Source organism: Fodinibius sp. GM108, from assembly GCF_058386985.1.
On record NZ_JBYEIR010000004.1, the window covers coordinates 161,003 to 187,417 of the forward strand.

General features: G+C 42.4%; 33 protein-coding genes and 1 tRNA gene. 26 read left to right on the plus strand and 8 right to left on the minus strand.

All coding sequences use genetic code 11. The annotated features are described in order from the left end of the window. Window positions 1–222 precede the first annotated feature (222 nt). The 20 genes from ACT3ID_RS08660 (at window position 223) to ACT3ID_RS08755 (ending at window position 15,402) form a co-directional block, all read left to right on the plus strand. Window positions 223–735 (plus strand): ComEA family DNA-binding protein, encoded by a 513-nt coding sequence (locus ACT3ID_RS08660; RefSeq protein ID WP_491541619.1) that lies wholly within the window; start codon window positions 223–225, stop codon window positions 733–735. A 4-nt stretch (window positions 736–739) separates the two neighbouring features. Next, entirely contained in the window at window positions 740–1,171 is a 432-nt protein-coding gene (locus tag ACT3ID_RS08665) for a hypothetical protein (RefSeq protein WP_491541620.1), read from the plus strand. 235 nt (window positions 1,172–1,406) lie between these two features. Next, window positions 1,407–1,895, plus strand: a complete 489-nt coding sequence (locus tag ACT3ID_RS08670; protein WP_491541621.1) for a MarR family winged helix-turn-helix transcriptional regulator — start codon at window positions 1,407–1,409, stop codon at window positions 1,893–1,895. A gap of 14 nt (window positions 1,896–1,909) precedes the next feature. Then, window positions 1,910–2,824 carry an AraC family transcriptional regulator gene (locus tag ACT3ID_RS08675; protein ID WP_491541622.1) on the plus strand — a complete coding sequence of 305 codons (915 nt, stop codon included), beginning with the start codon at window positions 1,910–1,912 and terminating at the stop codon, window positions 2,822–2,824. Between the two features lie 83 nt (window positions 2,825–2,907). Next, window positions 2,908–3,552, plus strand: a complete 645-nt coding sequence (locus ACT3ID_RS08680) for a hypothetical protein (protein WP_491541623.1) — start codon at window positions 2,908–2,910, stop codon at window positions 3,550–3,552. Window positions 3,553–3,586: 34 nt separating this feature from the next. Then, on the plus strand, window positions 3,587–3,796 hold the full coding sequence (locus tag ACT3ID_RS08685; protein ID WP_491541624.1) for a DoxX family protein: 210 nt from the start codon (window positions 3,587–3,589) through the stop codon (window positions 3,794–3,796). Window positions 3,797–3,799: 3 nt separating this feature from the next. Further along, window positions 3,800–3,994: a hypothetical protein gene (locus ACT3ID_RS08690; RefSeq protein WP_491541625.1), complete on the plus strand. Its 195-nt coding sequence runs from the start codon at window positions 3,800–3,802 to the stop codon at window positions 3,992–3,994. 31 nt (window positions 3,995–4,025) lie between these two features. Further along, the gene (gene wrbA / locus ACT3ID_RS08695; protein ID WP_491541626.1) at window positions 4,026–4,670 is read left to right on the plus strand and encodes an NAD(P)H:quinone oxidoreductase; all 645 of its coding nucleotides are present in this window, start codon (window positions 4,026–4,028) and stop codon (window positions 4,668–4,670) included. A gap of 84 nt (window positions 4,671–4,754) precedes the next feature. Then, entirely contained in the window at window positions 4,755–5,657 is a 903-nt protein-coding gene (locus ACT3ID_RS08700) for a DsbA family protein (protein WP_491541627.1), read from the plus strand. An 84-nt stretch (window positions 5,658–5,741) separates the two neighbouring features. Beyond that, window positions 5,742–7,058: a GAF domain-containing SpoIIE family protein phosphatase gene (locus ACT3ID_RS08705; RefSeq protein WP_491541628.1), complete on the plus strand. Its 1,317-nt coding sequence runs from the start codon at window positions 5,742–5,744 to the stop codon at window positions 7,056–7,058. A gap of 73 nt (window positions 7,059–7,131) precedes the next feature. Then, window positions 7,132–7,515 carry a hypothetical protein gene (locus ACT3ID_RS08710; RefSeq protein ID WP_491541629.1) on the plus strand — a complete coding sequence of 128 codons (384 nt, stop codon included), beginning with the start codon at window positions 7,132–7,134 and terminating at the stop codon, window positions 7,513–7,515. Window positions 7,516–7,543: 28 nt separating this feature from the next. Then, window positions 7,544–7,993 (plus strand): arsenic resistance N-acetyltransferase ArsN2, encoded by a 450-nt coding sequence (gene arsN2 / locus ACT3ID_RS08715; RefSeq protein ID WP_491541630.1) that lies wholly within the window; start codon window positions 7,544–7,546, stop codon window positions 7,991–7,993. A 52-nt stretch (window positions 7,994–8,045) separates the two neighbouring features. Then, entirely contained in the window at window positions 8,046–8,300 is a 255-nt protein-coding gene (locus ACT3ID_RS08720; protein ID WP_491541631.1) for a thioredoxin family protein, read from the plus strand. A gap of 11 nt (window positions 8,301–8,311) precedes the next feature. Then, window positions 8,312–9,286 carry a permease gene (locus ACT3ID_RS08725; protein WP_491541632.1) on the plus strand — a complete coding sequence of 325 codons (975 nt, stop codon included), beginning with the start codon at window positions 8,312–8,314 and terminating at the stop codon, window positions 9,284–9,286. A gap of 75 nt (window positions 9,287–9,361) precedes the next feature. Further along, window positions 9,362–9,901, plus strand: coding sequence for a sigma-70 family RNA polymerase sigma factor (locus ACT3ID_RS08730; RefSeq protein ID WP_491541633.1), 540 nt, complete (start codon window positions 9,362–9,364; stop codon window positions 9,899–9,901). Window positions 9,902–10,045: 144 nt separating this feature from the next. Next, on the plus strand, window positions 10,046–10,855 hold the full coding sequence (locus tag ACT3ID_RS08735) for a CheR family methyltransferase (protein WP_491541634.1): 810 nt from the start codon (window positions 10,046–10,048) through the stop codon (window positions 10,853–10,855). A gap of 232 nt (window positions 10,856–11,087) precedes the next feature. Further along, window positions 11,088–12,488: an FAD-binding oxidoreductase gene (locus ACT3ID_RS08740; protein ID WP_491541635.1), complete on the plus strand. Its 1,401-nt coding sequence runs from the start codon at window positions 11,088–11,090 to the stop codon at window positions 12,486–12,488. Window positions 12,489–13,444: 956 nt separating this feature from the next. Beyond that, entirely contained in the window at window positions 13,445–14,062 is a 618-nt protein-coding gene (locus ACT3ID_RS08745) for a type IV toxin-antitoxin system AbiEi family antitoxin domain-containing protein (RefSeq protein WP_491541636.1), read from the plus strand. After that, window positions 14,055–14,969 (plus strand): nucleotidyl transferase AbiEii/AbiGii toxin family protein, encoded by a 915-nt coding sequence (locus ACT3ID_RS08750; protein ID WP_491541637.1) that lies wholly within the window; start codon window positions 14,055–14,057, stop codon window positions 14,967–14,969. Before ACT3ID_RS08745 ends, ACT3ID_RS08750 begins: the two co-directional genes overlap by 8 nt. A 109-nt stretch (window positions 14,970–15,078) precedes the next feature. Beyond that, on the plus strand, window positions 15,079–15,402 hold the full coding sequence (locus ACT3ID_RS08755; RefSeq protein WP_491541638.1) for a hypothetical protein: 324 nt from the start codon (window positions 15,079–15,081) through the stop codon (window positions 15,400–15,402). A gap of 264 nt (window positions 15,403–15,666) precedes the next feature. Here the strand turns inward: ACT3ID_RS08755 and ACT3ID_RS08760 are convergent. Continuing rightward, window positions 15,667–15,740: transfer RNA gene (locus ACT3ID_RS08760), tRNA-Asp, on the minus strand. 221 nt (window positions 15,741–15,961) lie between these two features. Between ACT3ID_RS08760 and apaG the strand changes: the two genes are divergently transcribed. Beyond that, window positions 15,962–16,354 (plus strand): Co2+/Mg2+ efflux protein ApaG, encoded by a 393-nt coding sequence (gene apaG, locus ACT3ID_RS08765; protein ID WP_491541639.1) that lies wholly within the window; start codon window positions 15,962–15,964, stop codon window positions 16,352–16,354. Window positions 16,355–16,447: 93 nt separating this feature from the next. On the opposite strand, the gene ACT3ID_RS08770 is transcribed toward apaG, so the two are convergent. After that, window positions 16,448–16,936, minus strand: a complete 489-nt coding sequence (locus tag ACT3ID_RS08770) for a glutathione peroxidase (RefSeq protein ID WP_491541640.1) — start codon at window positions 16,934–16,936, stop codon at window positions 16,448–16,450. Window positions 16,937–17,083: 147 nt separating this feature from the next. Between ACT3ID_RS08770 and ACT3ID_RS08775 the strand changes: the two genes are divergently transcribed. Genes ACT3ID_RS08775 through ACT3ID_RS08785 form a run of 3 tightly spaced genes read left to right on the plus strand, consistent with a single transcriptional unit; the run spans window position 17,084 to window position 18,887 of the window. Further along, window positions 17,084–17,818 carry a hypothetical protein gene (locus ACT3ID_RS08775; RefSeq protein WP_491541641.1) on the plus strand — a complete coding sequence of 245 codons (735 nt, stop codon included), beginning with the start codon at window positions 17,084–17,086 and terminating at the stop codon, window positions 17,816–17,818. Between the two features lie 5 nt (window positions 17,819–17,823). Further along, a complete protein-coding gene (locus ACT3ID_RS08780) occupies window positions 17,824–18,129 on the plus strand; it encodes a hypothetical protein (RefSeq protein ID WP_491541642.1) in 306 nt (101 codons plus the stop codon). Between the two features lie 32 nt (window positions 18,130–18,161). Then, a complete protein-coding gene (locus tag ACT3ID_RS08785) occupies window positions 18,162–18,887 on the plus strand; it encodes an MBL fold metallo-hydrolase (RefSeq protein WP_491541643.1) in 726 nt (241 codons plus the stop codon). Window positions 18,888–18,994: 107 nt separating this feature from the next. Here the strand turns inward: ACT3ID_RS08785 and ACT3ID_RS08790 are convergent, their stop codons facing one another. Continuing rightward, on the minus strand, window positions 18,995–20,080 hold the full coding sequence (locus ACT3ID_RS08790) for a mannose-1-phosphate guanylyltransferase (protein ID WP_491541644.1): 1,086 nt from the start codon (window positions 20,078–20,080) through the stop codon (window positions 18,995–18,997). Between the two features lie 227 nt (window positions 20,081–20,307). Between ACT3ID_RS08790 and ACT3ID_RS08795 the strand changes: the two genes are divergently transcribed. Together ACT3ID_RS08795 and ACT3ID_RS08800 are read left to right on the plus strand one after the other, a co-directional pair. Further along, a complete protein-coding gene (locus ACT3ID_RS08795) occupies window positions 20,308–21,606 on the plus strand; it encodes an LVIVD repeat-containing protein (protein WP_491541645.1) in 1,299 nt (432 codons plus the stop codon). A 1-nt stretch (window position 21,607) separates the two neighbouring features. Continuing rightward, complete coding sequence (locus ACT3ID_RS08800) at window positions 21,608–22,342, plus strand: hypothetical protein (protein ID WP_491541646.1); 735 nt, start codon at window positions 21,608–21,610, stop codon at window positions 22,340–22,342. Window positions 22,343–22,346: 4 nt separating this feature from the next. Here ACT3ID_RS08800 and ACT3ID_RS08805 read toward each other — a convergent pair whose 3' ends face one another. From ACT3ID_RS08805 to ruvC, 5 genes are all read right to left on the minus strand, one after another. Beyond that, window positions 22,347–22,589: a tetratricopeptide repeat protein gene (locus ACT3ID_RS08805; protein ID WP_491541647.1), complete on the minus strand. Its 243-nt coding sequence runs from the start codon at window positions 22,587–22,589 to the stop codon at window positions 22,347–22,349. A 255-nt stretch (window positions 22,590–22,844) separates the two neighbouring features. Next, window positions 22,845–23,942: a sensor histidine kinase gene (locus ACT3ID_RS08810; RefSeq protein WP_491541648.1), complete on the minus strand. Its 1,098-nt coding sequence runs from the start codon at window positions 23,940–23,942 to the stop codon at window positions 22,845–22,847. Next, window positions 23,942–24,625: a response regulator transcription factor gene (locus ACT3ID_RS08815; RefSeq protein ID WP_491541649.1), complete on the minus strand. Its 684-nt coding sequence runs from the start codon at window positions 24,623–24,625 to the stop codon at window positions 23,942–23,944. The genes ACT3ID_RS08810 and ACT3ID_RS08815 overlap by 1 nt, the downstream gene beginning before the upstream one ends. A gap of 310 nt (window positions 24,626–24,935) precedes the next feature. Then, a complete protein-coding gene (gene ruvA / locus ACT3ID_RS08820) occupies window positions 24,936–25,538 on the minus strand; it encodes a Holliday junction branch migration protein RuvA (protein WP_491541650.1) in 603 nt (200 codons plus the stop codon). 214 nt (window positions 25,539–25,752) lie between these two features. Continuing rightward, on the minus strand, window positions 25,753–26,331 hold the full coding sequence (gene ruvC, locus ACT3ID_RS08825) for a crossover junction endodeoxyribonuclease RuvC (protein ID WP_491541651.1): 579 nt from the start codon (window positions 26,329–26,331) through the stop codon (window positions 25,753–25,755). Window positions 26,332–26,415: the final 84 nt, after the last annotated feature.

Sequence of the window (26,415 nt, forward strand, 5' to 3'; positions counted from 1 at the left end):
TATGACTATTCTTTAAGAAGGCCGAGAAGTCAGAGTGGGGGTAAACGAGCTGAAAAAAGTTAATGATGCAAGAGATAATAGATCCAAGCGGCTGCATTGATCGTTTTCTTCTTTTCATCCTTTAACAAGCAAGCATGCCAAACATACTGTCAGGTTTGGTGCAGAAGCCTTATATTCTTATTTAGATTTAATCTATCTTTAATTCAATCTCATAATTCAAGCATGATATTTAGTAAAAATATTTCCAGAGTACTGCTGGTATTACTGGCACTCACATTTACAGCCTGCGGCGGCGGAACAGAACAAGAAAACGCAGAAGAAACAGATACTCCGACAACAACTACCCAAGAAAATGCGGCACCTGCCGATAAGCTAAACGTGAATACAGTATCGGGAGAAGAGTTTAGAACCATTCCGAATGTCGGTGATAAAATGGTGCACGAGTTTGAGGAATATCGTCCCTATGTAAGTATTCAGCAGTTCCGCAAAGAGATCGGAAAGTATGTCGACGAGGACCAGGTAGCGGCATATGAAGAATACATATTTGTTCCCATCCACCGAAATGACAGTGATACGGCCACGTTGTTGCAAATTCCGGGTTTGGATGAAAATGAAGCTGAAGAATTAGTTGCGGGCCGTCCGTATGATTCCAATCAGGAATTCTTTGATGCCCTCACTTCTTATGTAAATGATGAAGAGTTGGAAACGGCCAAAACATACGTCGAAGCTGAATAGACTAATGCCAGAAAAAAATGTATTGCAGCAGCTGCGCCAGTTTTTACTGTGCGTAGTTGCTGTTATTTTTTTGATGACTGTTTTTGAGCTGATTCTGCTTGACCATACGGAAGAGCCCCTCCAGTGGATTCCCTTTGTAGTCTCAGGGGCGGGATTGCTGGCAGTCTTCGGTGCCTGGATAGCGCCAGGGCAAGCTACGATCCGCATATTACGCTGGATGATGATAGCTGTGGCTTTGTCCAGCTTTGTGGGAATATATCTGCATTTCCACGGAAATTTGCTTTTCACCCGTGAAATCAATCCGTCCTTTTCTCTTTACGAATCTATCTGGCCTGCCATGAAAGGATCATATCCGCTGTTGGCTCCTGGCATTTTGTTCCTTGCCGGAATACTCGGAGTTGCCGTTACGTATCGCCATCCAGCTCTGGAAGATTAGTTGGCATACCTGTCCGTCTAATAGGAGATCCATCTCGTCATCCGAAACAGCGAGTGTTTGCCTTCCTGCTATGATCCAGTTTCGTCAGGTAGGGTCGAGACGAATAAACTGGTATGGCATAGTATCTGAAACATCTTCTTAAGTAAGCTGACCCCTTGAAAAAAAGATAAAGATTTAAGTTATTACAACTGATGTAACTACAACAGTTGTTGAGACAAAAAAAATATTAGTTGATATGGAATTCAAGAAAGCAATAAAACAAAAGCAATTTCCCAGCCCGCAGATTGAAGCAATGTTAAATGTTGTGTACACCGCCAATCATTTTGAGAACATTATGCGCAAGCTGTTAAGTGAGTTTGACCTGAGTCATGAGCAGTTTAATGTGCTACGCATTTTGCGGGGGAACCATCCCGATGCGTATGAGCTGAATGAAATACGGGACCGGATGCTCAACAGCTGGAGTAACGTATCAAGACTTGTTGAAAAGCTACGTAAAAAGGGGTACGTGACAAGACAACCCAAGAAAGAGAACCGGCGAAAGGTAGAGATCAAAATAACGGAAGAGGGGCTGGAATTTCTGGGAAAGGTGGATAAGGAGTTAACCACGGATGAGTTGATGGAACAGACCTTGGATCCGGAAAAAGCTGAAACGCTTTCATCTCTTTTGGATGAAGTCAGAACGAATCTCGATGAGGCATTTAGTCCATCTGATCAAGTAGAATAAAAGCGTAGTTGATTATGCTTAGTACTGAAAAATCTATTCCCAAAGTTACTATTAAAGACACTGTGGTCGCACTTGATAACCAAGAGGTTTGCGGGACAGAAAAGGATGGGAGTGAGTATTTAATTTTGAAAAGCAGACGCGGTCTTTACGCAGAAAAACCGCACCAGTCTGATTTTTATAGTTTATCTATCGCTTTAAATGGCAGCTGCACTCAATTAATAAATGAGAACAAAGTAAGTCTTTCTCCGGGCCGCTTGCTGTTTATTACTCCCGACGATATTACCGAAACGACGAAATACAGTCGGGATTTGGACATCAGACAAATACTATTCACGAAATCATTCTTATTGGATGCCAACGTGTCTCGTGAGATCCTGGATGAACTGCTTTGGGTTGATCCGGCGAAGCCCCCGATCTTTGAGTTTGACAGCAATGCTTTCAAAAAAACGAAATACCTGTTTGAAAAGTTAGCCGAGGAAGCCTACTTATCACAATCTTATCACCGGCAGATTTTACGCAGTGGTATCATTGAGCTGTTGTACAGAATAAATCGTCTGAACAAATCGTGTCTTAAAAAAGGAAACCACACAACATCGCAAGCCAATCGTATATTCAAAGAGTTCAAGAATCTTGTTGATGAGCATTTTACAGAGAAAAAGAAAGTAAGTGACTATGCAGAGTTACTGCACGTCACGCCGAAACATCTTAGTGAAGTCGTTAAAGAAGAGAGTAGTTTCACGGCACTGGAGCACATTCATCAGCGCATTATAAGAGAGGCGAAAAATCAGCTCATCTATACCGATAAATCGGCTAAAGAGATAGCATATCACTTAGGATTTAATACGCCCTCCCAGTTTGGTCGCTTTTTTAAGCGGAAAGCCGGCCAGAGCCCTATCCAATTTCGGAATAGCCGAAAAACTGCACACTAAACCCGAAAAATTGTCATTTATAGGCTGATAATCATGAATTAGTTTATTGTTGAACTAAATTTTACACAACAGTTGTCTCAACAATGAACAAATTCATAGCACTGCTTATTGCTTTAATAACAGTAGTCAAGATATCGGCAGCTCAACATCTGCAGCAGAATTTGTTGAGTGGTGCTGATAAGATGGTTTTTCAGACAACCTTCTCCCAGCATTGGAATCAAAGATCTGATATCCAGATCGATGGATTGGCTTTCTTCAACAGATTCTATGCACCGGAAAAGAGAAAATTTGATGAGGCTGTAATTCAAACATCTGTTACGGACTCATTCAGCGAGCATTTTAGCGCTGGTCCCAATCTGTTTTACAGTAATGTTGCCGGGTTGCAACCTGGAATGTTATTAGGGGCAAAATTCCAGCTGGCGGGGATTGATATCAATCTTAGGCCCCAGGTAGCGTATAACGTTCCTAATACGGCCTTACAAGGTGGGATTGCTTTACTGATCCGAAAAATAATCCCACTCAATTACCAATGGGAAATAGGTGCGAACGCATTTCTGATGGGGTCCTGGCTTCGCTTTGAAACTCATGATCGAAGTATTATTCAGGTCCGAATTGGTCCGGTGTACAGCAAGCAGTTTCAGTTTGGATTGAGTTATGATCTGGATCAATACAGTTCAGAGATATTACAGGAAGACCAAATCGGATTTTTCATACGAACACTTTTATAACTCAAAAATCGAAATTAAAACTAGATACACAACCATGTTTAATACAAATCAACAAAATAACCTTCAGTTAATAGCACGAATTCTACTGAGCAGTATTTTTGTGTTCTCCTTTATCAGTAAAATGACAGGCTGGGAGGGAACCATACAGTTCATGTCTGCTAAAGGAATTCCACTTCCGTCCATATTAATTCTGGGTGCTATAGCTACAGAACTGGCGGGAGGTTTAGCCCTGATAACAGGATAAAGGATGAAAGAAGCGGGCATTCTGCTGGCACTCTATTTGATTCCTACGACTCTCATATTTCACAATTTCTGGGCAATGGAGGGTCAGCAGTTCCAGATGCAGCTACTGCACTTTCTGAAAAATGTATCCATCATGGGCGGACTCTTACTGCTTACTGCTATGCAGACGAATCCCGCAAAAGCTACTGTTGAACAATAATTAAAACTTAATTACTTAAACGTTTACTACGATGACTGATTCAATAAATATCTCAATCATTTTCTACAGCATGTACGGACACATTTATGAAATGGCCGAAGCGGTATCCGAAGGCGTCAGCTCAGTTGAAAGTGCAGAGGCCCAAATTTACCAGGTGCCCGAGCTGATGCCGGAAGATGTCCTCAAAGACTCTGGTGCATGGGAAGCCAAACAAGCTTTTGATCACATTCCCGAAGCGACACCAGAGATTCTGGAGGAGTCAGATGCTGTAATATTCGGAACCCCTACCCGCTTCGGTATGATGGCTGCACAAATGCGGCAGTTTCTTGATCAAACCGGGAAACAGTGGGCTGAAGGTGCACTTACCGGCAAAGTCGGCAGTGTGTTTGCTAGTGTCGGCGGTCAGCACGGCGGACACGAAACGACGATACGGAGCTTCCAAACGACGCTTCTTCACCATGGCATGGTCGTTGTGGGCGTGCCCTACTTTGAAGATCGTCTCAATGAAATGGATGAGATATCAGGAGGTACGCCATATGGAGCTACAACAGTTGCTGGTCCTACAGGTAGCCGTATGCCAAGCGGAAATGAGCTGGAAATTGCCCAAACACAAGGTGCTCATGTCGCAATGACGGCACTTAAACTGACTCACGAAATTGCTGAACCAGCTGAGTAATTTCGATCAATCAAGTCAGGGAGCGGTTGAATAAAGTAGCCGTTCCCGACTAAAACTAAGGCAAATTAAAAGAGGAAATAGAATATGAGTAATTCAAAAGTAGAACTAACCCAATTTACCGATCCTGTCTGTACCTGGTGTTGGGGAAGTGAGCCGATCATCAGAAAACTTCAAACACATTTTGGAGACCAAGTAAAAGTATCCTACATCATGGGCGGACTGGTCGAGGATATCAGAGAGTTCTATGATAGAGCGAACGATATTGGCGGTGATCCGGAAGAATCCAATGAAAACATAGCAAAGCACTGGCTGGAAGCATCAGAAAAACACGGTATGCCTGTCAGAACAGAAGGATTTAAGCTTTTTACGGATGAAAACCCCTCCTCATACCCGCAGAATATCGCCTACAAGGCGGCACAAATGCAAAATGAGTATCTGGCCAAAAAGTTCTTGCGCCGATTAAGGGAAGCTACAGCAACAGAAGCTCGTCAGACAAACCGGCGCGACGAGTTGGTGGGCTTGGCAAGCGAAGTCGGCCTTGATATAGCATCATTTGTAGAACACCTAGAAGATGGATCAGCACAGCAAGCTTTTGAGGAAGATCAGCAAAAAGCTCGAAAATACCGTGTTCGGGCGTTCCCCTCATTCCGATTGTCATACAAACATGAGAATATGATACTTCACGGATATCAATCATATGATACACTCACGAAATTGATTTATAACATAACAGATAGAGCAGTAAAGGAACGTAATATTTCAAAGTCGGAAGAGGCGATACTTGACTTTATTGAGCGTTTTGAGTCTGTTGCTCCTGTAGAAATAAAAACCACTTTTGGTCTTGATGATCAGGAGATGAAATCTTTTGTAGAACCGCTGCTCAGAAGGAATGAAGTAAGAAAAGTCTGGGCAGGAAATGGTTACCTGATCAGATCAAAGCAAAAAGCGATGGCATGTGATCCGGAATCAGGCGTTTGCAGTAAGTGATTCTCAGTATATAGGCCAGCGTTTCGTCTTTCCATTTTTTCATTCGTCGTAGTATTGTAAGACTAATGCCAACATAACTATGAAATGATGGAAGTCGTATCACCCAAAACCGTTCAATATTCTGAAGATAACATTCAAGAACTGATTGCAGAAAACAAGAAACTGAAAAGGTCGGTTGATGAACTGTCGATGTTGAACGACCTTGCATTTTCCATCAGTGGTAAGAAGGACAGCAAAAAAATCATGCATACTATCATTGAGCGCTCCATTTGCATGATTGCAGCCCAGCAGGGGAACATTACATTAGTTGATACAAACAGGAATGTATCCGGGAAACTGTTGGTAAGAAGTACATGTAGTACTAAAGAGCATGCAGTGCTATCTCCTGGTAAAAAAATCCTTACATGGATACGTAAACATCAAGAGCCTTTGCGTATAAATGATCTTCAAAAAAATCAATCATTTTATAATTCAGAATGGGATGAATCCATAGACTCCGTTTTGGCAGCCCCATTACTGGTTCGCTCCAGGTTGTATGGGGTACTGACAATGTACAATAAAAAAAGTGCAAATGGATTTACTGACGAAGATCAACGTCTCCTTTCTATAATTGCATCTCAAACGGCCCAGATCATAGAAAATGCTAAACTACATGAAAAGCAAAAGAACTTTCAGGACATTCGGGAGGATATCCGCGTGGCAGCTAAGATTCAGAAGCAGTTGTTACCTGGTAAATCGCCCGATATTGAATCCTATGATATTTCCGGGAAAACATATCCTGCTCAAACCATTGGTGGAGATTTTTATGATTTTATACAGCTGGGAGATTATAGGTGGGTGATTACTTTAGGAGATGTAAGTGGAAAAGGACTACCTGCTTCTTTATTAATGTCGAATATACAAGCCCATTTACGGGGTAAAATACCGTGCACTTTTTCACCTGCTAAATTATTGCAATCGGCCAACGAACAACTCTTTGAACATTCGGAAGTAAATAATTTTGCTACAGTATTTATAGGAGTATTAGATACGCGCACTCACACTCTTACCTACTCAAATGGGGGACATGAATTTCCTTTCTTGATTAAATCGGATGATAACTTCAAGCGTTTAAAAACCGGTGGTATACCTATTGGTATGATTAAAGATCAGGAGTATGAAGAGGAAAGCCTGAGGTTGGATCCCGGTGATAAACTGATCGCTTATTCTGACGGAATACCCGATAACCGGGATAATAACGACAAATGGTTTGGAGAAGAGCAGCTAACAAATGTGTTGCTCGACAATCAGCATCTAACTGGGAAAGATCTTCTTGAACTCATCTTTAAATCTAGCTTCAGCCACAGTGGTAATGGACATCAGTTTGATGATATGTCGGCAATTGTAGTCGAAAGAAAATAAAAATCTGCCATCCCTTCGTCTTTTCAATTTTGCATTCGTCTTAAAGGTGTAAATCGAAAAAAACAACAGACCAATGAATGCAAAAATTAACACCGCAGCTCGATTTATGATATCGGTCTTTTTTATCGTTGATGGAATATCATTAATGAATGCTTTTCATCAGGCAAGCTCACTGACAAATATTTCCGAACAAACCTTCTTCTTTATCCTAGGATGTATCCAGCTGCTGGCTGCTCTTTTCCTCTTTCTCGGATATAAAGTAACTACTTCGGCAGCAGTTCTTGTGGCCGGTACTTTGGCAGGCATTATTCTCCAAAATAGTGTCATAGATGTACTTCAAAGTCTTGCGGTTGCAGCAGGACTGGTTTTGTTGATCACCAACGATGCCGGGGAAAGGTTCTGGGAATATGCCCAAGTCGATATCGAGAACCTGCCGGATTATAAAGTAAAATTGTAATTCTAAACCAAATACAACATCACAGACCATGGATATTAAAGATAACATAACTCTTGTTAGAGCTGATTTGAATGATTTAGCTGCTATTCAGGATGTTCTCACCAAATGTAAACTGCCAAGCAGCGATCTCACCAATCGGCACCTGCAGCATTTCTACATCCTGAAAAAAGACAGGGAGGCTCTGGGTACTGTTGGATTAGAGATTTACGGGAAACACGGATTTCTCCGGTCGCTGGCAACCACCGAACGAATCAGAGGAAAAGGCTTTGGAAAGCTACTGGTAAATAGAATTGAGCAGTATGCCCGGGAAAAGAATCTTAATGACATCTATCTGCTTACTACGACTGCGGAGGACTTTTTTGCCGAGCGGGGATATGCAAATGTAAGTCGAGATAACATCCCGCAAGAAGTAAAGAAAAGCGAAGAGTTTTCATCGATCTGTCCCGACAGCGCAGTATCAATGGTAAAGAAATTATGACCGCAATGAGGTTCAACATCTAAACTAATCCGAACTATAAAAAACAAATATTATGAGTGTCGATATCAAAATTTTGAAATCAGCGTGTTGTACAACCGGCGGATCTATTCAGCAGGAACTGGAGAAGGCTTCAGCTAGTGCTGGTGTAGATATACGCCTCGAAACACTATCTGAATTGAAGGAAACGATGAAATATGGAACAACAAATTTTCCATCAATCGTCGTGGACGGAGAAGTCTACAGATACGAAGAAATTGATGGTGCCTGGGGTCTGGAACAGATACTTAAAAAACATTCAAATGCATAAATTTTAGAGCTATGGAAACTTTCTTTGATCAATTTATAGCGCTCGCAGATTATCTGGTTTATGATTGGATGGCGGTATCAGGTGAGCAATGGTATGCCGAGTCGCTGCATTTTTTTATCGCGAACTTTTCAAAAATATTTGTCCTGCTTGTTATAGCCATCTATATAATGAGCTTAATTACGGATTATCTGTCCTATGACCGTATTGGGGCATTTCTAGAAAAGAACAAAACGCTGGGCTCGGGAAATATTTTGGCAGCCGTACTGGGAGCTGTAAGTCCGTTCTGCTCTTGCTCATCGGTCCCTCTTTTTGTGGGGATGATGCAGGGACGTGTCCCACTAGGGATCTCCCTTTCGTTTTTGATTACTTCGCCGCTGGTGAATGAGGTGGCCATAGCCGTTTTTTGGGCAACCTATGGCTGGAAAGTAACGGCTATTTATGTGGCATCGGGGATTATTCTCGGTGTGGTCGGAGGTATCCTGCTGGAAAAATTGGGCTTTGGACGATACGTAGCCAATTGGATCAAAGAGCTCGATTACAAAGAGACAAAAGTGCAGGAAAGTACTAAAAGCTTTACCGATCGTTTGGTGGCGACACATCGCGAGGCTTCTTCAACGGTACTCAAACTCGTCCCGTATGTATTTGCCGGTATGGTAGCAGGCGCTTTCATTCACGGGTATGTCCCCGCAGCCTTTTTCCAGGAATACCTGCCGGATAACAATTTAATAGCCGTTCCACTATCGGTGATTATGGCTATTCCGCTTTACCTGGATGCCGTAAGCATATTGCCGGTCATCGAATCGCTGGTAGGAAAGGGAGTTCCGCTTGGGACCGCTATTGCATTTATGATGGGGACCATCGGTTTGTCGCTGCCCGAAGCACTACTGCTAAAAAAGGTGATGAAGATGAAATTGCTGGTAGCCTTTTTCACCACTATTGGAATAGGAATGATTTTGTCAGGATACTTCTTCAACCTTGTTCTATAATTTTGTATTGACTTTATCGTAAAAATACGATAAAATAAATTGATCGATTTAAAAAAGCCCATAATTTGCAAATCAATGACAGAACAGCTCTGGATAGAACATTCGGATAATATCTGCAACTATTTCAAGAAACGAACCGGTGATCGGGCGCTTTCCTGCGATTTGATGCAGGACACTTTTACAAAGGTTCTCGATAACCGGGATCAGCTGGAGTATGTAGAAAATCACCAGGCCTGGCTGTACAGGATAGCCCGCAACAGGCTGATCGATTACACCAGGAAGAAGAAAGAGGCGGCTCTGCCCGATTCCACAATACCGGATGAAAGCGAGTTGGAGGAGAGTAAGTCCGATATCGAAGGTATTACCGAATGTCTGCATGAGTTAATCCGGGAGTATGATGAAGATGAGCAGGAGATACTGATCAACGTGTTTGAAAAGTCACTGACGCAAAAAGAGGTCGCCCAATACTTGGATATCCCCTACAGCACCTTCAAGTCGCGTATTCAAAAAGCCCGTCAACAAATAATAGAAGAATTCAACAAACGCTGTTGCCACCTGAAGCGTGATAGAGAAGGGAACATTATTGGATGTGTTCCGATGCAAACATCTAAGTAGAAGTTGGATACTGGAGGTTGGTGGTTTTGAGGAATCATCATAGTTCAGAATGTTAGTTATTTTTATTCATCAATGAATTATAGTAAACATGATTAACTGGTGATCCTCTAACATCCAACTTCTAACCTCTAATATTCTCAAAGCATGTCCTCCGACATCAGCTTTCTCCAGTGGGCTCTGCCAAAGATGGGCTACCGGTGGGACGGTTTTCGCAAGCCGCGGGGACAGGTGCTCAAACGAATCCAAAAGAGGATGCAGGAGCTGGAGCTTTCCGGCGGATATGCCGAGTACCGAGAATATCTGAAAAAGTATCCTGCAGAATGGAAGGTACTGGATCAACTGTGTGATGTTACGATCAGTAAGTTCTTTCGTGATCGCAAGCTGTGGAACTTTTTGCAGGATCGGAATATTTCAATTTTGTTAAAAGAGAAGGAAGAGCTTAGTGTATGGTCGGCCGGCTGTTGCAACGGGGAAGAGGCTTACAGCTGTGCCATCGTTTTCAAACAGTTAAAGGAAAGGTCAGAAGTTGAGGGAGAAATCTCCATTTTGGCTTCGGATCGTAACGCAGAGGTTCTGGATCGGGCACGAAAAGGCATCTATCCGGCCGGCGCGCTAAAGGAGCTTTCGGATGAGGAGGTGAGAACTTGGTTCCATAAAAGAGAAGAAGACGGAGAAGAAAAATATAAGATCAGGAAGCAATTGGCTAAACTTGTTACTTTTGAGCAGCGGGATATCCGGCAAAGTATTCCGAAAGGTACATTCGATCTGGTTTTTTGTCGCAACCTGGTGTTTACCTATTTCGACAAAATAGAACAGCTGCGGTTTTTGGATAGGCTAAAATCTCGGCTTCATCCACAGGGATATCTGGTGATTGGAGCCAACGAAAACCTCCCGGAAACCGATTGGCTGCAAAGGGTGAGCAAGGCGTATCCGGTTTGGAGAAGCATGGAATAGTAATTGGCTAATAGAGAAAACGCCAGGTTTCTTACTCACAATCTTGAAATATCCCAATCCCAAACAATAGCATTGCAATAATCTGGGGCGTGCGAATAAAAATGAATACTCTAACCATTTGTTTATAATTGATTTAGTGTTAGCTTGAATTAACCAGGTTAGGAAAATAAAAGCTTATTGATTGCTTCTTTCTTAACCCTCCCACCAATTCATTTAAAAAGTAGGAACTATCATGTTAGAACTAGGAAGAGAAAAAGTTGAAGAGTTAAAAAATAGAATAGAGGGAAGAGTCGTATTACCGACTGATTCAGATTACGACGATGTGCGTGCTATATGGAATGCAATGATTGACCGGAAGCCTGCGATCATAGTTCAATGCAAATCGGCAGAGGATGTATTACATGCCGTTCGTTTTGCAAAAGATAATAGCCTGGAGCTTTCTGCACGTGGTGGCGGTCATCATATTGCCGGCAACTCAATAGCTGAAAATGGGCTTACAGTTGATTTTTCAAATATGCGAGAAGTTCGTGTGGATACTGATCGAAAACGTGCATATGTCCAGCCCGGATCCACGCTAGGTGATTTTGACAAGGCAACCCAAGCCTATGGGTTGGCTACTCCTACAGGTATTAATTCTACAACAGGTGTAGCAGGTCTGACACTGGGTGGTGGTTTTGGATGGTTGACCCGCCAGTATGGAATGACTATCGACAATCTGGTTTCGGCCGAAGTAGTAACCGCAGATTGTATTCAATGTAAAGCAAGCAAGGATGAAAACACCGATCTGTTTTGGGCACTACGGGGTGGAGGTGGTAATTTTGGAGTAGTAACCGGATTTGAATTTGAGCTGCACGAGGTAGGGCCAGAAATATTTGCAGGTCTTCTTGTATTTCCCTTCGATCAGGTTACCCAGGTGATGAATCAATATCGAAATTTCATCAATGCAGCACCTGAAGAACTCAATGTCTGGGTGGTAGTTCGTCATGCACCACCACTGCCATTTCTTCCCGAGGAGATACATAATAAAATGGTATTAGTGTTGGCTGTATTTTATAACGGAGAGAACCAAAAGGGGGAGAATCTGATCAAGTACCTGCGCAAGTTTGGAAATCCTGTTGGTGAACATTTTGGGGTTCAGCCTTATGTTCAGTGGCAGCAGGCTTTCGATCCGCTGTTGACGCCAAGAGCCCGAAATTATTGGAAATCACACAACTTAATAGAAATCAGCGATGGATTAATTGAGGCAGTGAATGAGTATGCTCAAACCATGCCAACGTTGCAAACCGAAATATTTATTGGCTCTGTTGCAGGTGTAACCAACGATATTCCCTCCACTTCCACTGCATATGCCAGCCGGGATGCTAGATATGTTGTTAATGTGCATGGAAGGTGGGAAAATCCACAGGAGGATCAAAAATGTATTAGCTGGGTGAGAGAATTCTTTAGTGCCACTGCACCTTATGCTTCGGGTGGTGCTTATGTCAATTTCATGACTGAAGATGAAAGTGATAGAATTTCGTCAGCTTACGGCTCAAACTACGACCGGTTGGTAGAGCTTAAGAGCAAATTTGATCCAGAAAATTTATTCCATATGAACCATAATATTAAACCAAGAAAGTTGAAGAAAAAATAGATCTTGAGTGGTTCAAAGGAATCATCTTATATACTAGTATTAGCCAGCGAAACAGGCTGGCTAATACAGATACAATTAATGAATAGATTATCATAATAATTGGTAACTGCTAAATAGGGTAATAACCTTGCCTTACATATTTATTTAGTTGTTAAAACACTTATAACAGAGAGGTTTTCTCAGGGTAGCAGGTTCATTGGTCCCACATGAGTGACAAACACTTTCTTGATAGTCTGGATTTTGAAAATCCATCCAGACTGAAAAGCAGCTTTGACAATAAGGATGTTCAACATCCAAAGGAATATTAGTTTGGCATCGAATACAGTACCCGTATTCACCATTACTCTGTATTTGATTATGTCTTGATCTGGAATAGGATCGATTAGATCCTACCAATTCAGAAGAATCTATGATAGAAAAAGCTTCTTGTTTGGCCTTATCAAACAGATCCTGATCGTTATTTCTTTGAATAAAAACTCCCATCTCACGATTATTCCGCTGAGAATAGGCATACATGTTCATCGAACCAATCACCATATTTTCTTCATTGAAATAACATTTCGCATGAAGGTTGTGACAGTAAAGTAATTCCAAGTTGGGAATGTCAGCAAAGGCGTAAAATTCATTACTCTTAAGTCATTTCTTACCAAATACTATCGTAATATTTACACCTCGACTGGAAGCCTCCACCATTCTTTGATAAAATGTCTCTGAAAGTTGGTAATAAGGTGATATAAGTATGAGCTCTTTTTTAGAATAGTTTATTATTTCTTCTATTCTAGATGAAATGCCAATAGTAGTTAAAAATTCGGCCATTGCTTGAACATTAACTAAGAAGTCCGGCAGAACTTAGAAGTAGGGCACAGCAAATTCAATTAAATCTTCTTTGTAAAAGAATTTGCACATATGTACAAAAACGCATACACTTATAAATAAATGTATGCAAAATTGTGCACATGTATGTTTCCGATGAAAAGATAAATGAAGCCATAAAGATTTTTAAAAAGCATGGTGGTATACTCAGAACCTCAGAAGCCCTAAATGAGGGAATATATCGCCGTACGCTTTATCATATGGACGAGGAAGGGCTTCTTAATAAGCTCGAGCGTGGTATGTACAAACTTGCAGATACTGATATGCTTGCCAATCCTGATCTGGCGATTGTAGCTAAGAAGGTTCCGAAGGCCAGAGTTTGTCTTATTTCAGCTCTGGATTTTCATGAGATGACAACTGAAATTCCGCACAAAGTTCATATAGCTCTTCCCAGGACCAGTCGAGATCCTACGCTTGACCATCCACCAATTAAGGTTTATCGGTTCTCAGGTGGAAGCCTTACCGAGGGAATAGAAAAACATAAAGTAGATGGAATAGAGGTTCAGGTATATAATCCGGCCAAGACGATTGCCGATTGTTTTAAATTCCGGAATAAGATAGGACTTGATATCGCTATGGAAGCTCTGGAAGAAGGAATAGAGCAGGGGAAAGCAAGTTACAGCGATATTCTGAAGTATGCCGAAATTTGCCGTGTTAAGACTGTTATAAAACCATATCTGGAAGCTATAGCACATGGATAAGCCTACCCAAAGTACAATTGACTCTGTTCACCAGCGGCTTCTTAATAAGGGTCGTGAAACGGGTCGCCCTTTCAATGAATTGTTGCAATATTATGCCATGGAGAAATTTCTTCTCCGGATGAGTAAACTGCCGAATGCTAAGGATTTTGTCTTAAAAGGGGCTCTTTTGCTCCGGGCCACTGGTATAACAGATATTCGGCCCACACGAGATATTGACGTACTTAAATATGGGGATAGTGCAATCCCAGATCTTGAGAAAAATATGGCTGAATGTTGCAAGATTAATATTGAAGGAGACGGATTAGAATTTGACCCGGCTAGTGTTGAGGGAGAAGAAATTAGAGAACAGGAGGCATACGATGGAGTACGGATAAAAGTCCGCGGTAACTTGGGGAATGCCCGAATCACTATCCAGATTGATATCGGTTTTGGGGATGTTATAACACCGGAACCGCTTTGGGTTGAGTATCCAACGATACTTGATAGCAATAAGCCCAGGATTCAGGCTTATACATTGGAAAGTGCGATTGCCGAAAAGTACCAGGCAATGGTTAGTTTAGATTTGGCCAATAGCCGGATGAAAGATTTCTATGATATTTACTTTTTGTCCGAGAATCATTCTTTTGAGGGACCAAAACTACAGAAGGCAATTGAGGAAACTTTTAATCGAAGGGAAACCGATATTCCTGGAGTGGTACCGATCGCGTTAACACCAGCTTTCTTTGAAGATGATACTAAGGTAAGTCAGTGGAAGGCATTCCTTAGCAAGATATCTGATGATCAGGTTCCAGAAGATTCCCTAAAGGTGGTAAATAGGCTTAAGAATTTTCTTTGGCCGGTGAGTGAAGGAATAAATCAAGATGAGCCATTAAAAATGAACTGGACCGAAGAAAAGCAGTGGAAATAATTAATCAAGTTTTAAAATGTTATGGGACATCCTGATGAAGTTTTCATAAAAAGGATAAGAGAAAAACTTTGGTAGGAAGGAGCCAAAATTAGAAAGTTCCATTTCATTAGTGACTTGGATACTTGAAAATAAAAGGGAATTTTTAACTAATGATCAGAACCTTACACAAAATTTATTGACAGGTTTAAACTATTTGTTGGATGATACCCAATTCCCATCTGAAAAAGAAAGGTTAGAGATGTATGATTTTAAAAATAAAAAGGATTATATAAGACGATTACCAGATTTAAAAAAGAAATCTTCTAGATTGGCAAAACAGCTATATAGTTACTATTCCAAACTTGGTAAAGATATTCCGGAAATTTTGTATAAATGGAAGCAGGAATCAAAATCTTCTAATTTGCCAGAATTGCAAAGAATTTGGGATTCATAGGTAAAATTAAACATTTGTGAATTATGGATAAAAGATAATTAATTAAAGGATTATAAAATCCTGTAGAGGTTATTGAACTTGAATCTTTCAAGGAAACTGAATTCGCACAAAAAAAGAAACTCTTTTGAAAGAATATTGAGAGAGGATACTTAGATTTAGACTGTCCCCCAGCTGTCCCGAGAAGAATATTAGGGTATTTGGATGGGATGATGTTAAAAACAAAAAAGCCGCTAACTCCTTGGGAGCTAGCGGCTTAGCCATTTGCGATCCGGACGAGATTCGAACTCGCGACCTCCTGCGTGACAGGCAGGCGTTCTAACCAGCTGAACTACCGGACCGTGTAAAGAAATATGTCAAAGTGGCCAGTGATCAGCAGGTGGTCGCTGGCTTGCGACTTTTCCGAAACATCGGGATTTCTGCTGAAATACCTGACCGAATTGAGCTCCAAATATAAGAACCTTATCCGACTCATGTCAAATTAGTTTTCTCTCTTTTTTATCTTTTGATTAGGGCATTGAATTTGATTACCATAGAAAAAAATAAACTGTTTTTATTGCCTATGTATCAGCCCACTTTTGTTGAAGTTTCTCATGATGTCAGCGTTGAAGTAAAGCCCATGTATATGGAGGAAGAATCAACGCCAGTAGCGAATAAGCACGTTTTTGCCTATTTCATTACAATCCAAAATATGGGTGATCAGGCCGTTACGCTTCTACGGCGACACTGGGAGATCAAAGACTCTTCTGGTGACACTCACGAAGTGGACGGTGAAGGAGTTATCGGTGTGCAGCCGACTATTGAGCCGGGCGAAAGTCATGAGTATAATAGTTTCTGTGTGCTTAAATCATATCATGGGAACATGCGAGGCTATTACACTATGGAGCGAGAGGATGGAAAGCTGATAAATGTTCGTATTCCCAGATTTCTGCTAACGTCGCATGTATTGAACTGACAGCTGTCTATACCATAAAAAAAGGAGGACCGTAAGTATCAGTTACGGCCCTCCGTCGGGATGGTGATGGGATGTATTAGGGATACATCATATCTAACTGTTTAGTTCCGTTTCTATTGCCCTTAAAATTTCTTCACTTTCTGGTTCGGTGTCACTTCGAAATCTGTGCTTGAGCGTTCCATCTTTGCCGACCAGAAACTTTTCAAAATTCCATTTGATTTCTCCGGTAAAATCCGGGTTCGAAGCAGATGTCAGATATTCAAACAGCGCATGCTGATCATCTCCCTTTACAGACACTTTCGAGAACATCGGGAAAGTGACATCATAATTGACCTTACAAAACTGTTTAATCTCCTCGTCCGTTCCGGGTTCTTGCCCTCCAAAATTATTGGCGGGAAAGCCAAGTACTTCAAATCCCTGATCATTATACTGCTCATAGATAGCCTGAAGACCCTCGTACTGGGGAGTATATCCACATTCGGATGCGGTGTTAACAATCAGTAAAACTTTTCCTTCAAATGTTTCCAGGGATGTTTCTTCTCCATTAATGTTTGTAGGTTTGAACTCATAAACCGTATCCATAGTTGTGTTGGTTGCGTTGAACGACATCATAAAAATTATTATCAGTAATCCTGCGGTTTTCATAGATTTGGAAATATTTATTAATTCGGAGGCTACATTATGAAATGTGAATATCCACTTCATCATTCCCAACTACTCAGAGGTAAGATGAATAAAGCTGTTATTTTCTTTATTGGATTACTCTTAACCTGCTTATCTGCGGATCAATTGTACGCACAAATGTTTTCAGTGGGAGAAAGGGGGCCGCGATTCGATATTCCTCAGACAGAATTTTATTTGGGATTGGAACCGATGGAGGTAACTTATCACGGAGTGGATGTACAAGAAGTAGGTGTGTTTGAATTTGAGGGATCCGTCATTCGTCTTGGATATGCGGGATCCGGCGTTGACTTTTTTATGGGGGTCGGCGGGAGTATTACAGGTATTGATGAGGCATCATATTTTGACGCGGGAGGTAATATAGATTTTGGTCTCACCATCTATAGAAATGAGCATATAACCCTAAAGCTACCGCTCCGGGTTGCATCCCGATATACGAATATTACAAATGAGCAGGCCTTGCAATTTCCCAGATTAAATAGATTCCGCTTTGGTAGCCTTACAGCCGGCGCGGGAGCCCAGGTTTTAGCTCGTCCTGTGAGGAACGTTCGCCTTAAAGCAGGAGCAGTACCCAATTATGGTTTTGCATTTGCCTCGGATGGCTTTTTTGGCGGTTCGCTTGGAGCTGTGGCCGCACACGGACGGCTTTATTTTGATCGCTTGTTTGAAGATGTTGGTTTATCGTTCGGATATAACTATGACCTGCGTAACTATGATATCGATGAAGATCGTTATGATTACCGGATAAATGGACACAGCCTGGAAGTCGGAATTACATTCTAATAAATATGAAAACAGAAAAATTACTCTTAGAGCTCGAGCAACTTGTCGAACAACTCGGCTATACTATCCGCAAAGAGAAAGGAACATTTCGCGGTGATTCATGTGTGATGGAGGGCGAAAAGTTGGTTGTTCTCAATAAAAAGAAACCTGAACAGCAACAAGTGGGTCTGTTGGCACGTGTGCTGAAAGATAAAGAGCTGCAGGATATTTATATCAAGCCGGTCATTCGTAAAGAGCTTGAAGCTTTGTGGGAGCGATTTGATAAATTTAAGGACAGCGAAATCGGAGAAATGGATATTGAGCTGGAATAATGCGTTTAACTTTTCTAGGAACCGGAACTTCAATGGGTGTGCCCGTTGCCGGCGGATTTAACAAAGAAAATATCGACGGTGATCCCCGGAATATTCGATGGCGGTGCTCGGCGTGGATTCAAACCGAGGAGTCATCAGTGGTCATTGATACGGGCCCCGAGTTTCGCCTGCAGACTATAAGATCGGGACTTTCAGAGATCGATCTGGTGCTGATCACCCACGAGCATATGGATCATATTGCCGGACTCGATGATCTTCGGCCGTTTTGTTATAAGCACGAGCAAACGATCCCGGTTTACGGAAGCAAAAGTTGCTTGGAAGCCATCCGCCGCCGCTTCGAGTATATGTTTGGTTCGGACCGATATCCCGGTGCCACACAAGTCGATTTGAGAGAAATTGATTCTGCGATAACATTTCAGGATTTGGAAATTACCCCGTTGCCTGCCATTCACGGAAAGGTGACGGTGATGGGATACCGGGTAAATGATGTATCGTATATAACGGATGTAAAAGAGTTGCCGGCTTCAACCAAAGAGCTGATAAAGGGATCAAAAGTGATGGTATTGGATGGTCTGCGCTGGAAGCCGGAGCATCCCACCCATATGACTATTCCCGAAGCAGTGGAGGTAGCCAATGAGCTGGAAATCCCTAAGACCTATCTCTGCCACATGAACTCTTATGTGAATCACGAGGAGTCCAACAAGCGCCTGCCCGAGCACGTTCGCCTTGCCTACGACCAGCTGACGATTACGGTTTGATGGGAATAATGAATATCGAACAAGGGATGTCGAATACTGAAGTTTATGGGGTATGTATTCTTCGTGTAACTTTGTGTGTCCTTTGTGTTACTTTGTGAAACAATAGTTCACAAGAACTTTTTTAGCTCTTCATTATTCCGAAGTTGCTTAACAATCTTCTTCACACCCTGCGATTGATCCAGCTTACAAACCAGAATAGCATCTTCCGTTTCCACAACAGCAAGATCATTGACTCCCACCAGGGCAATCATCTTGTCACTTTGGCTGTGAATCAGATTGTTTTTTGAATCAGCCAGTGCGGCCGTAGACGTTTGAATAGCATTCCCATTTTCATCCTTCTCCCGCAGCTCATAAACGGCCCTCCAGCTGCCCACATCATTCCATCCAAACGAACCCGGAACAACAAAAACGGAGCCCGCTTTTTCCATAATGCCATAATCGATAGAAATGGAGGGACAGCCCTCGTAAAATCTATCGATGGCCTCTTTTTGATCACCCGACTCCAAACTACCAGCTAGCGTTTGAATCTGTTTATCAATCTTTGGAAGGTGTTGTGCAAACTTGCTGAGAATGGTAGATGCTTTCCAGATAAACATGCCGCTGTTCCACAGAAAGTTGCCGGCATCGAGAAACTTCCGGGCCGTTGCTTCATCCGGCTTTTCACGAAACTGATTCACTTTTCTTACTTCGTGACCCTCATGTGATTCTGATGAATCCTTATCAAATTCGATATAACCGTATCCGGTTTCGGGATGATTGGGCTTGATGCCTATCGTGACTAATGCATCATCTTCTTGTGCCTTGGCGTCGGCCGTTTTAAGTATAGAGATAAACTTTTCGGGCTCCGAAATCTGGTGATCGGCAGGCAGTACAACCATAGTACCACCCGGATCCCGGGCCTGAATAAGGGATGCGGCCGCGGCAACGCATGGAGCAGTATTACGAGCTACAATTTCACCTACTATATTTTGCTCCGGCACATCCGGGAGCTGCTCCTGTACCAAATCTACATATTTATCATTCGTAATTACCCACACGCGCTCGGCCGGTATTAATGAATCTATACGATCGACCGTGGATTGCAGCATAGTGCGATCGCCGAAAATATTTAAAAATTGTTTGGGGCGTGCTTCGGTGCTTTTTGGCCAAAACCGGGTGCCGGTACCGCCGGCCATAATAACGGCGTGTAGCATGAATGATGAGATTTAATTAAAAAAAATGAGTTTTAAAAGTTACTCAAAATTCAGCCAAGAAGGAAAGTTAAGAGTAACTTATCTGTCGGTTTAAGAGGGATAGAGGGATGAGATTCCATACTGGCTAGTCACCGGCGATTTGAGGTGTGTATTGAAAATAGCTGAGGACAAATGAATCCTATGCTGGTGCTTACAATAACGGAGATGCAAAACTAAATATCAGGGCTATGAAAGAAGAAGAGTATTTCGGGTTATCTATTTGGAAGATGTCGGGCGCTATTTTAAGTCTGATCACCATGTTAATGATATTAGGATGTGATGATCAGCGAATGCAGACCGTGAAATGGACAGAATATGAGCCTGTTTACATGACAGAGCAGGAGTTTATGAGCGCAGTAGATATGGAGGAATCACGGGAGCTTGAAGAACCGGGAAAAATATATTTTTATGATCAATATCTGTTTATCAATGAAGTAAATGAGGGTGTGCATGTTATCGACAACAGCGATCCATCGGCACCTTCAAAAGTGGGATTTATCAATATTCCTGCTAACAAGGATATCGCCGTAAAGGATGATCTGTTGTATGCTGACTCCCAGAGCGATCTGCTTGTTTTTGATATCCAAAATATTGAGGATCCGCAACTGATCACCCGCAGAGAGGATGTTTTCAAAAGGTCGGCAAATGAGGCGCCGGGCGTTCTTCACAGTCAGGTTGATCCCGATAAGGGAGTTGTTGTGGATTGGGAGCCTGTAGAAGTTGAGGAGGTTTGTGAGGGAAATTGCGCAGGTACTCGGCCAGATGGATGGATTACCATGGAGGATGCTCAGTCATTTAATAGTACCGGAGGTGCTTCAGGCGTTGGTGGATCGATGGCACGATTTGTCATTACCGGTGATTACCTGTACGCCGTAGACATGCAAAATTTGCTGACCTTTGATATTACTGAGGAAGAACCGCAGCCAGCCAGCAAAGAGAATGTGGGATGGAATATCGAGACTATCTTTTCCACTGATAACAGTCTCTTTATAGGATCGCAAACCGCTATGTATATCTATGATATTTCATTTCCGGCAACTCCGGAGCAGCTTTCAGTCTACAATCATTTTACGGCCTGCGATCCGGTTGTGGTTGAGGGAGATATCGCCTATGTAACACTCCGAGACGGTAATGGATGTGCTCGTGCGGTTAACCGGCTGGAAGTAATCGATGTTAAAGATAGATCCAAACCCAAATTAATGGCCGACTATGAGATGATAAATCCGCATGGGCTGGGGATTGATGATGGAGTATTGTTTATCAGCGAGGGAGATGCGGGGCTCAAAATTATGGATGCCGGGGATCCGCTCAATATTAAACAGCTTCGTCATATCAAAGATATCAAGACGTATGATGTTATTCCTTTAAATAACCTTCTGATGGTGACGGGACCGGACGGAATCCACCAATACGATTACAGCGATATTGAGAATATCGAGCATTTAAGTACCATTAACGTCACCGAAAGCGAAGAGTCCTCAGACTGATATGAAAAATTTCTTTAGGTACTTCCTTCCCGCTCTCGTTTTTTTTCTGATGATGGGCTGCCTCCCCGCACTGACGATGGCGCAACCAGAGTCGGGACAAGAGGATGTGGTTTACCTTACGGACGGCAGCATTCTGCGCGGGCAGATTATAGAGAATTCAAGTGATGAGGTTATTAAGCTTGAAACGGTGGGAAGAAATGTGCTGGTGATCGATATGGAAGAGGTAGAGAGGATAAGCCGTGAAGAGATTCCCCGTGCGGAGCACTACAAGTCATCCGGATATTTCAACCATACAGGTATGGCTGTCCTGCCGGGGACAGAGTCGACGACGGTGCGCTTTCAAATGGTTAATGGCTATCAAATTGGTCCGAAGTTTTCGCTTGGTCTGGGGATTGGTTTTGTGCCTTATAACGATCCACTGGGACTAATTCCATTATTTATGGAAGGCAGATACAAATTTAAGAAGGCCAATACAACCCCTTTTTTATTTCTTAGAACTGGTTATAATTTTACTGTTTTGGCTGATGAGAACAGGGAGCTCGAAAGTCAAACTGGTGGACTCAATTTAAATCCTGGAATTGGACTGGAATTTCATCACGCAACATTCGGATGGTATTTGACGGCTGGATTCAATGTCGATAAGGCTTCATTTGAAGAGCCGCTCTGGAACAATAGAACGGTGGTTACGGATCTTGGCTTTCGTCGGCTGCAGGTCGGAATCGGATTGATGTTTTAAATGACTACTGGGAGCTGTGCGACAGGTAGTTAGCTCGTATCACGCTGATTAGATCCTGTGCAGATTTGGCATAGGCCGTATTCGGATAATGTTCAATAATTCGCTCTGCCGTGTAGATAGCCGCAATATATTGCTCTTCTTCCACCAATGACCGAGCCAGTTTCAGCGTTGAATGCTGTGGGTTGGACCCCGTAGCGGTTATCAATCCTGTAACAAGAAAGATGGCGTTGTTTATAGAACTTTTCATGAAGTTTATTAACAGGTTGCAGAGCAGTTTATTATCTGTAAAGTGTATTATCCCGTCAGATTGAATAGTAAGAAGCAGAGCTCCATTAAAGCCTGAAGATGAATCATCAGGCTAAGAAGCAAAAAAAAAGCTCACTTTAAGTGAGCTTCTCTCAAAGTTCTTAGCCCACGGAATCATCCGTGGGTAAAAGTAGCTATTATGGGTATAGTGAATTAATGAAATAAATTTTAGGATGATTTCTTACCTCTTAATTTACTATTCATCAATAGCCTCGGCTGCAGCGGGCGTTCGGTTTGTTTTACTGAGTGTGAAGCTAAATGTTGAACCAACACTCGGTGTGCTTTCAATAAAAAATTCCTCATCGTGAGCTTCCATAATATGTTTTACGATAGCTAATCCCAGTCCTGTGCCGCCTTTTTCTCGGGATCGAGATTTATCCACCCGAAAAAAACGTTCTGTCACGCGTTCAATATATTGCTGACTGATGCCGATGCCGGTATCTTCAACATAAACCAAGATCCGATTTTCGTCTTTAGAATATGGTTTTGTGCCAACCGTGACCCGTCCATTTTTTTTGTTGTACTTAATCGCATTCTCCACAAGATTTACCAGCACTTGTTTGATTTGATTTCGATCAGCCGTAACCAATGTGTTCTGCGGAATATTCTCTGTCTCCAGGATGATATCTTCTTTTTCTGCTTTGTATTGCAAATTATCAACAACATCAGTTATAACTTGCCCTAAGTAAATATCCTGCACTTCCGACTTTAATTCGCCCGTCTCCAGTTTCGATATCTCCATCAAATCTTTGGTAAGATAAATGAGCCTGTTGACATTTCGCTGTGCCTTTTCCAGGAACTTCCGATTCACGTCTTCGTCATCGATCGCGCCGTTAAGGAGTGTTTCAATAAACCCCTGGATAGCAAAAATTGGTGTTTTTAGCTCGTGAGAAATATCCCCAATAAATTCCTTACGATAATTTTCAATACGATTCAGCCGCTGTATCTCACGCTCAATGGTTTTGCTGGCACGGATCGACTGTTTTATAAGATAGTCGAGTTCATCATGACCTCCCGACTCAAGATCTTCGTAATCACGAAAATGCTTGCGATTAATATTACGATTGATCTCATTCAGTACTTCCAGTCGGTGGAATTGAATTTTATAAATAGTGAGATAGACAATGATAAATGTCAGAACAGTCATGATTCCACCAAAAAGGATCGAAGAGTCAATGGTACTACTAAAATAAAGTAGAGAGGCACCGGCTGTGAGCAAGCCGGTAAGCAATCCCGAATACAGAGCGCTTCGAAATGCCAGTCGAGAAGATTTCTTAAAGGGATTTCTCTTCATTATTCTTTGAAACGATATCCAACACCTTTAACAGTTTCAATATACTCGTTACCAAGTTTTTCGCGGATCTTTCGGACATGCACATCCACTGTGCGATCCACTACATAAACATTATTGCCCCATACCTGGTTCAGAAGAGTTTCGCGATCCAATACCTTACCCTTACGGCTGGCCAGGAAGTAAAGCAGTTCAAACTCTTTGCGAGGCAGCTGAAATTCTTCATCATCTCCACGGGTGACGATATAGCGGTCCTTGTCGATAACAATATCGTGAACTTCAATTTTATCCGTCATTTCATGGGTTTCTTGAAAGCGCCGCAACACAGCTTTGATGCGGGAGATTAGCTTCGTAGTGCTTATCGGCTTTGTGATGTAATCATCACCACCTTTATCCAATCCTTCCACTTCAGTCTTTTCGTCTCCACGGGCAGTAAGAAATATGATCGGAATATGTCCGAGTTTTGAATCGTCACGCATTCGCTCGACCACTTCAAATCCATCCATTTTTGGCATCATAATATCCAAAAGCACCAAGTCGGGATGCTGCTTCCGGGCCATCTCGATCCCTTCCAACCCATCTTCAGCCTTTAAAACGTCGAAGCCTTCTTTTTTGAGGTTATACTCGATAAGATCGAGCAGGTCCTGTTCGTCATCAACAACGAGAATGGTTTGTTTGTCAGACACGGGTGGAAATTTTTTAGCTTTGTTTAATTAACGTAAGGAAAATATTACTAAAATTTTACGTAGGAATACTACAAAGCGGTAGCCGCAAATCAAACCAAAAGCCTGTTAAATAATTGTTATGAATAGGGGGCTTCCGTCCGGCCGCTGGATTAGCGGTCGGGCGGGTGAAGGGGACAACTTTCTATACACCAAATTGGCAAAACCAGTTGCCCGAAGGACCAAACTCCGCGGCTGAATGTGCCGTGGGGCGGCTAAGAGTAGAGATTATAACCCACCGGACGGCAACCCCACCCGCCCGATGGGGTAGCGGTTATTTCTCCATTTGTGATAAGGCCTTCTTAACCAGTTTTTGCACGTCCCCATCCACCGATTCCTCCTTAGCAGCAATTTCAATCGACTCCCTGGCATCGCGCTTTTTGAAACCCAGCGACTGCAGAGCCGAGATTGCCTCATCTTTAACATTACTTGGAATTTGAGATGTGCTGCTGGGCGAATACGTCGCATCCACCATCTCCGAAATCTTATCCTTGAGCTCCAGGATCATTCGCTGGGCCGTTTTTTTGCCGATGCCTTTTATCTGCGACAGTGCCGATTTATCCTCTTGCACAATGGCCCCCGTAATTTCCTGGGCTGGCAGGCCGGATAGAATAGTAAGTCCCAATTTGGGACCGACCCCTTTAACGGTAATCAGCAACTCAAAAAGATCTTTCTCTTTTTGATTGATAAAACCAAACAGGCGTTGGTCATTGTCCGTCACATGATGATAAACCAGCAGTTCAATCTCTTCTCCCTCGGCAGGCAATTCGGCAAATGTCTGGTTAGAAATTTCCAGCTGATATCCAACATCCCGTACATCTACAATGAGCTGTTCAGGCGATTTAGCGTGAACCGTTCCTTTTAAATAGGCAATCATCTGTTTTGGTCTACTGTTAAACTTCTATTGATGTAGGTCATCCCGAGGAACCAGACGTTGTCTGGGACGAGGGATCTCAAAAGTTGAAGAAGTAGCTAGCCTTAAAACATTTGAGATTCCTCTTCATTCAGTAACCCCCTGAATTCATCGGAATGACAAAAAAAACATATAATAGTTTGGCATAACTGTTACAATATCTCTGAAGTCCTACTACTTATTTTACCCGATCCGGGTTATTAGCTACAAAATCGGCCCAGCTCGACTTGCTGTTATTCTGGTGTAATTTTTTTTGGGATTTGGGAGTCTGCCCGGGAATATTGTTCTGTTTCATTAGTTGACACCAAGCCACAGCCAAGGCATCGGTGGCATCATTAGTAAGATTCTCATCCGGCAGCGAAATCATCTTTCGCAGCATATAGGCCACCTGCTCTTTGCTGGCGTTACCATTGCCGGTGATCGACTTTTTCACCTGCTTTGGGTAGTATTCCGTAACCGCAATATCATTGTTCGTAATAGCCAACATAGCTGCCGCCTGTGCCCGTCCCAATTTAAGCATGGCCAATGGATCTACACCATAGACAGGTGTTTCTACAGCGCATGATGTGGGATTAAATGAAGAGACAATATTTGAAATTTCATCGAAGATATACTGCAGCCGATCGGCGTGATCATCCATATGAGCCATTTTCAACACGTCGCAACGCATTGCTACCAGTTTGCCTTTTTTCTTTGTAAGAATAGCGTAACCGGTAGTGCGCGAACCAGGGTCAATACCGAGAATAACGTCAGACATGTATTTGGCAGATTGGTTTAATTTCTTGAAATATAACAGAAAGGTGCTTTCATTCCATATTGCAGAAATAAAAAAAGCCCCGGC

Excerpts from the sequence above, each read along its gene's own strand:
- ACT3ID_RS08660 (WP_491541619.1), top strand. The coding sequence starts at position 223 with ATGATATTTAGTAAAAATATTTCCAGAGTACTGCTGGTATTACTGGCA.
- ACT3ID_RS08665 (WP_491541620.1), top strand. The coding sequence starts at position 740 with ATGCCAGAAAAAAATGTATTGCAGCAGCTGCGCCAGTTTTTACTGTGC.
- ACT3ID_RS08670 (WP_491541621.1), top strand. The coding sequence starts at position 1,407 with ATGGAATTCAAGAAAGCAATAAAACAAAAGCAATTTCCCAGCCCGCAG.
- ACT3ID_RS08675 (WP_491541622.1), top strand. The coding sequence starts at position 1,910 with ATGCTTAGTACTGAAAAATCTATTCCCAAAGTTACTATTAAAGACACT.
- ACT3ID_RS08680 (WP_491541623.1), top strand. The coding sequence starts at position 2,908 with ATGAACAAATTCATAGCACTGCTTATTGCTTTAATAACAGTAGTCAAG.
- ACT3ID_RS08685 (WP_491541624.1), top strand. The coding sequence starts at position 3,587 with ATGTTTAATACAAATCAACAAAATAACCTTCAGTTAATAGCACGAATT.
- ACT3ID_RS08690 (WP_491541625.1), top strand. The coding sequence starts at position 3,800 with ATGAAAGAAGCGGGCATTCTGCTGGCACTCTATTTGATTCCTACGACT.
- wrbA (WP_491541626.1), top strand. The coding sequence starts at position 4,026 with ATGACTGATTCAATAAATATCTCAATCATTTTCTACAGCATGTACGGA.
- ACT3ID_RS08700 (WP_491541627.1), top strand. The coding sequence starts at position 4,755 with ATGAGTAATTCAAAAGTAGAACTAACCCAATTTACCGATCCTGTCTGT.
- ACT3ID_RS08705 (WP_491541628.1), top strand. The coding sequence starts at position 5,742 with ATGATGGAAGTCGTATCACCCAAAACCGTTCAATATTCTGAAGATAAC.
- ACT3ID_RS08710 (WP_491541629.1), top strand. The coding sequence starts at position 7,132 with ATGAATGCAAAAATTAACACCGCAGCTCGATTTATGATATCGGTCTTT.
- arsN2 (WP_491541630.1), top strand. The coding sequence starts at position 7,544 with ATGGATATTAAAGATAACATAACTCTTGTTAGAGCTGATTTGAATGAT.
- ACT3ID_RS08720 (WP_491541631.1), top strand. The coding sequence starts at position 8,046 with ATGAGTGTCGATATCAAAATTTTGAAATCAGCGTGTTGTACAACCGGC.
- ACT3ID_RS08725 (WP_491541632.1), top strand. The coding sequence starts at position 8,312 with ATGGAAACTTTCTTTGATCAATTTATAGCGCTCGCAGATTATCTGGTT.
- ACT3ID_RS08730 (WP_491541633.1), top strand. The coding sequence starts at position 9,362 with ATGACAGAACAGCTCTGGATAGAACATTCGGATAATATCTGCAACTAT.
- ACT3ID_RS08735 (WP_491541634.1), top strand. The coding sequence starts at position 10,046 with ATGTCCTCCGACATCAGCTTTCTCCAGTGGGCTCTGCCAAAGATGGGC.
- ACT3ID_RS08740 (WP_491541635.1), top strand. The coding sequence starts at position 11,088 with ATGTTAGAACTAGGAAGAGAAAAAGTTGAAGAGTTAAAAAATAGAATA.
- ACT3ID_RS08745 (WP_491541636.1), top strand. The coding sequence starts at position 13,445 with ATGTATGTTTCCGATGAAAAGATAAATGAAGCCATAAAGATTTTTAAA.
- ACT3ID_RS08750 (WP_491541637.1), top strand. The coding sequence starts at position 14,055 with ATGGATAAGCCTACCCAAAGTACAATTGACTCTGTTCACCAGCGGCTT.
- apaG (WP_491541639.1), top strand. The coding sequence starts at position 15,962 with ATGTATCAGCCCACTTTTGTTGAAGTTTCTCATGATGTCAGCGTTGAA.
- ACT3ID_RS08770 (WP_491541640.1), bottom strand. The coding sequence starts at position 16,936 with ATGGATACGGTTTATGAGTTCAAACCTACAAACATTAATGGAGAAGAA.
- ACT3ID_RS08775 (WP_491541641.1), top strand. The coding sequence starts at position 17,084 with ATGAATAAAGCTGTTATTTTCTTTATTGGATTACTCTTAACCTGCTTA.
- ACT3ID_RS08780 (WP_491541642.1), top strand. The coding sequence starts at position 17,824 with ATGAAAACAGAAAAATTACTCTTAGAGCTCGAGCAACTTGTCGAACAA.
- ACT3ID_RS08785 (WP_491541643.1), top strand. The coding sequence starts at position 18,162 with ATGGGTGTGCCCGTTGCCGGCGGATTTAACAAAGAAAATATCGACGGT.
- ACT3ID_RS08790 (WP_491541644.1), bottom strand. The coding sequence starts at position 20,080 with ATGCTACACGCCGTTATTATGGCCGGCGGTACCGGCACCCGGTTTTGG.
- ACT3ID_RS08795 (WP_491541645.1), top strand. The coding sequence starts at position 20,308 with ATGAAAGAAGAAGAGTATTTCGGGTTATCTATTTGGAAGATGTCGGGC.
- ACT3ID_RS08800 (WP_491541646.1), top strand. The coding sequence starts at position 21,608 with ATGAAAAATTTCTTTAGGTACTTCCTTCCCGCTCTCGTTTTTTTTCTG.
- ACT3ID_RS08805 (WP_491541647.1), bottom strand. The coding sequence starts at position 22,589 with ATGAAAAGTTCTATAAACAACGCCATCTTTCTTGTTACAGGATTGATA.
- ACT3ID_RS08810 (WP_491541648.1), bottom strand. The coding sequence starts at position 23,942 with ATGAAGAGAAATCCCTTTAAGAAATCTTCTCGACTGGCATTTCGAAGC.
- ruvA (WP_491541650.1), bottom strand. The coding sequence starts at position 25,538 with ATGATTGCCTATTTAAAAGGAACGGTTCACGCTAAATCGCCTGAACAG.
- ruvC (WP_491541651.1), bottom strand. The coding sequence starts at position 26,331 with ATGTCTGACGTTATTCTCGGTATTGACCCTGGTTCGCGCACTACCGGT.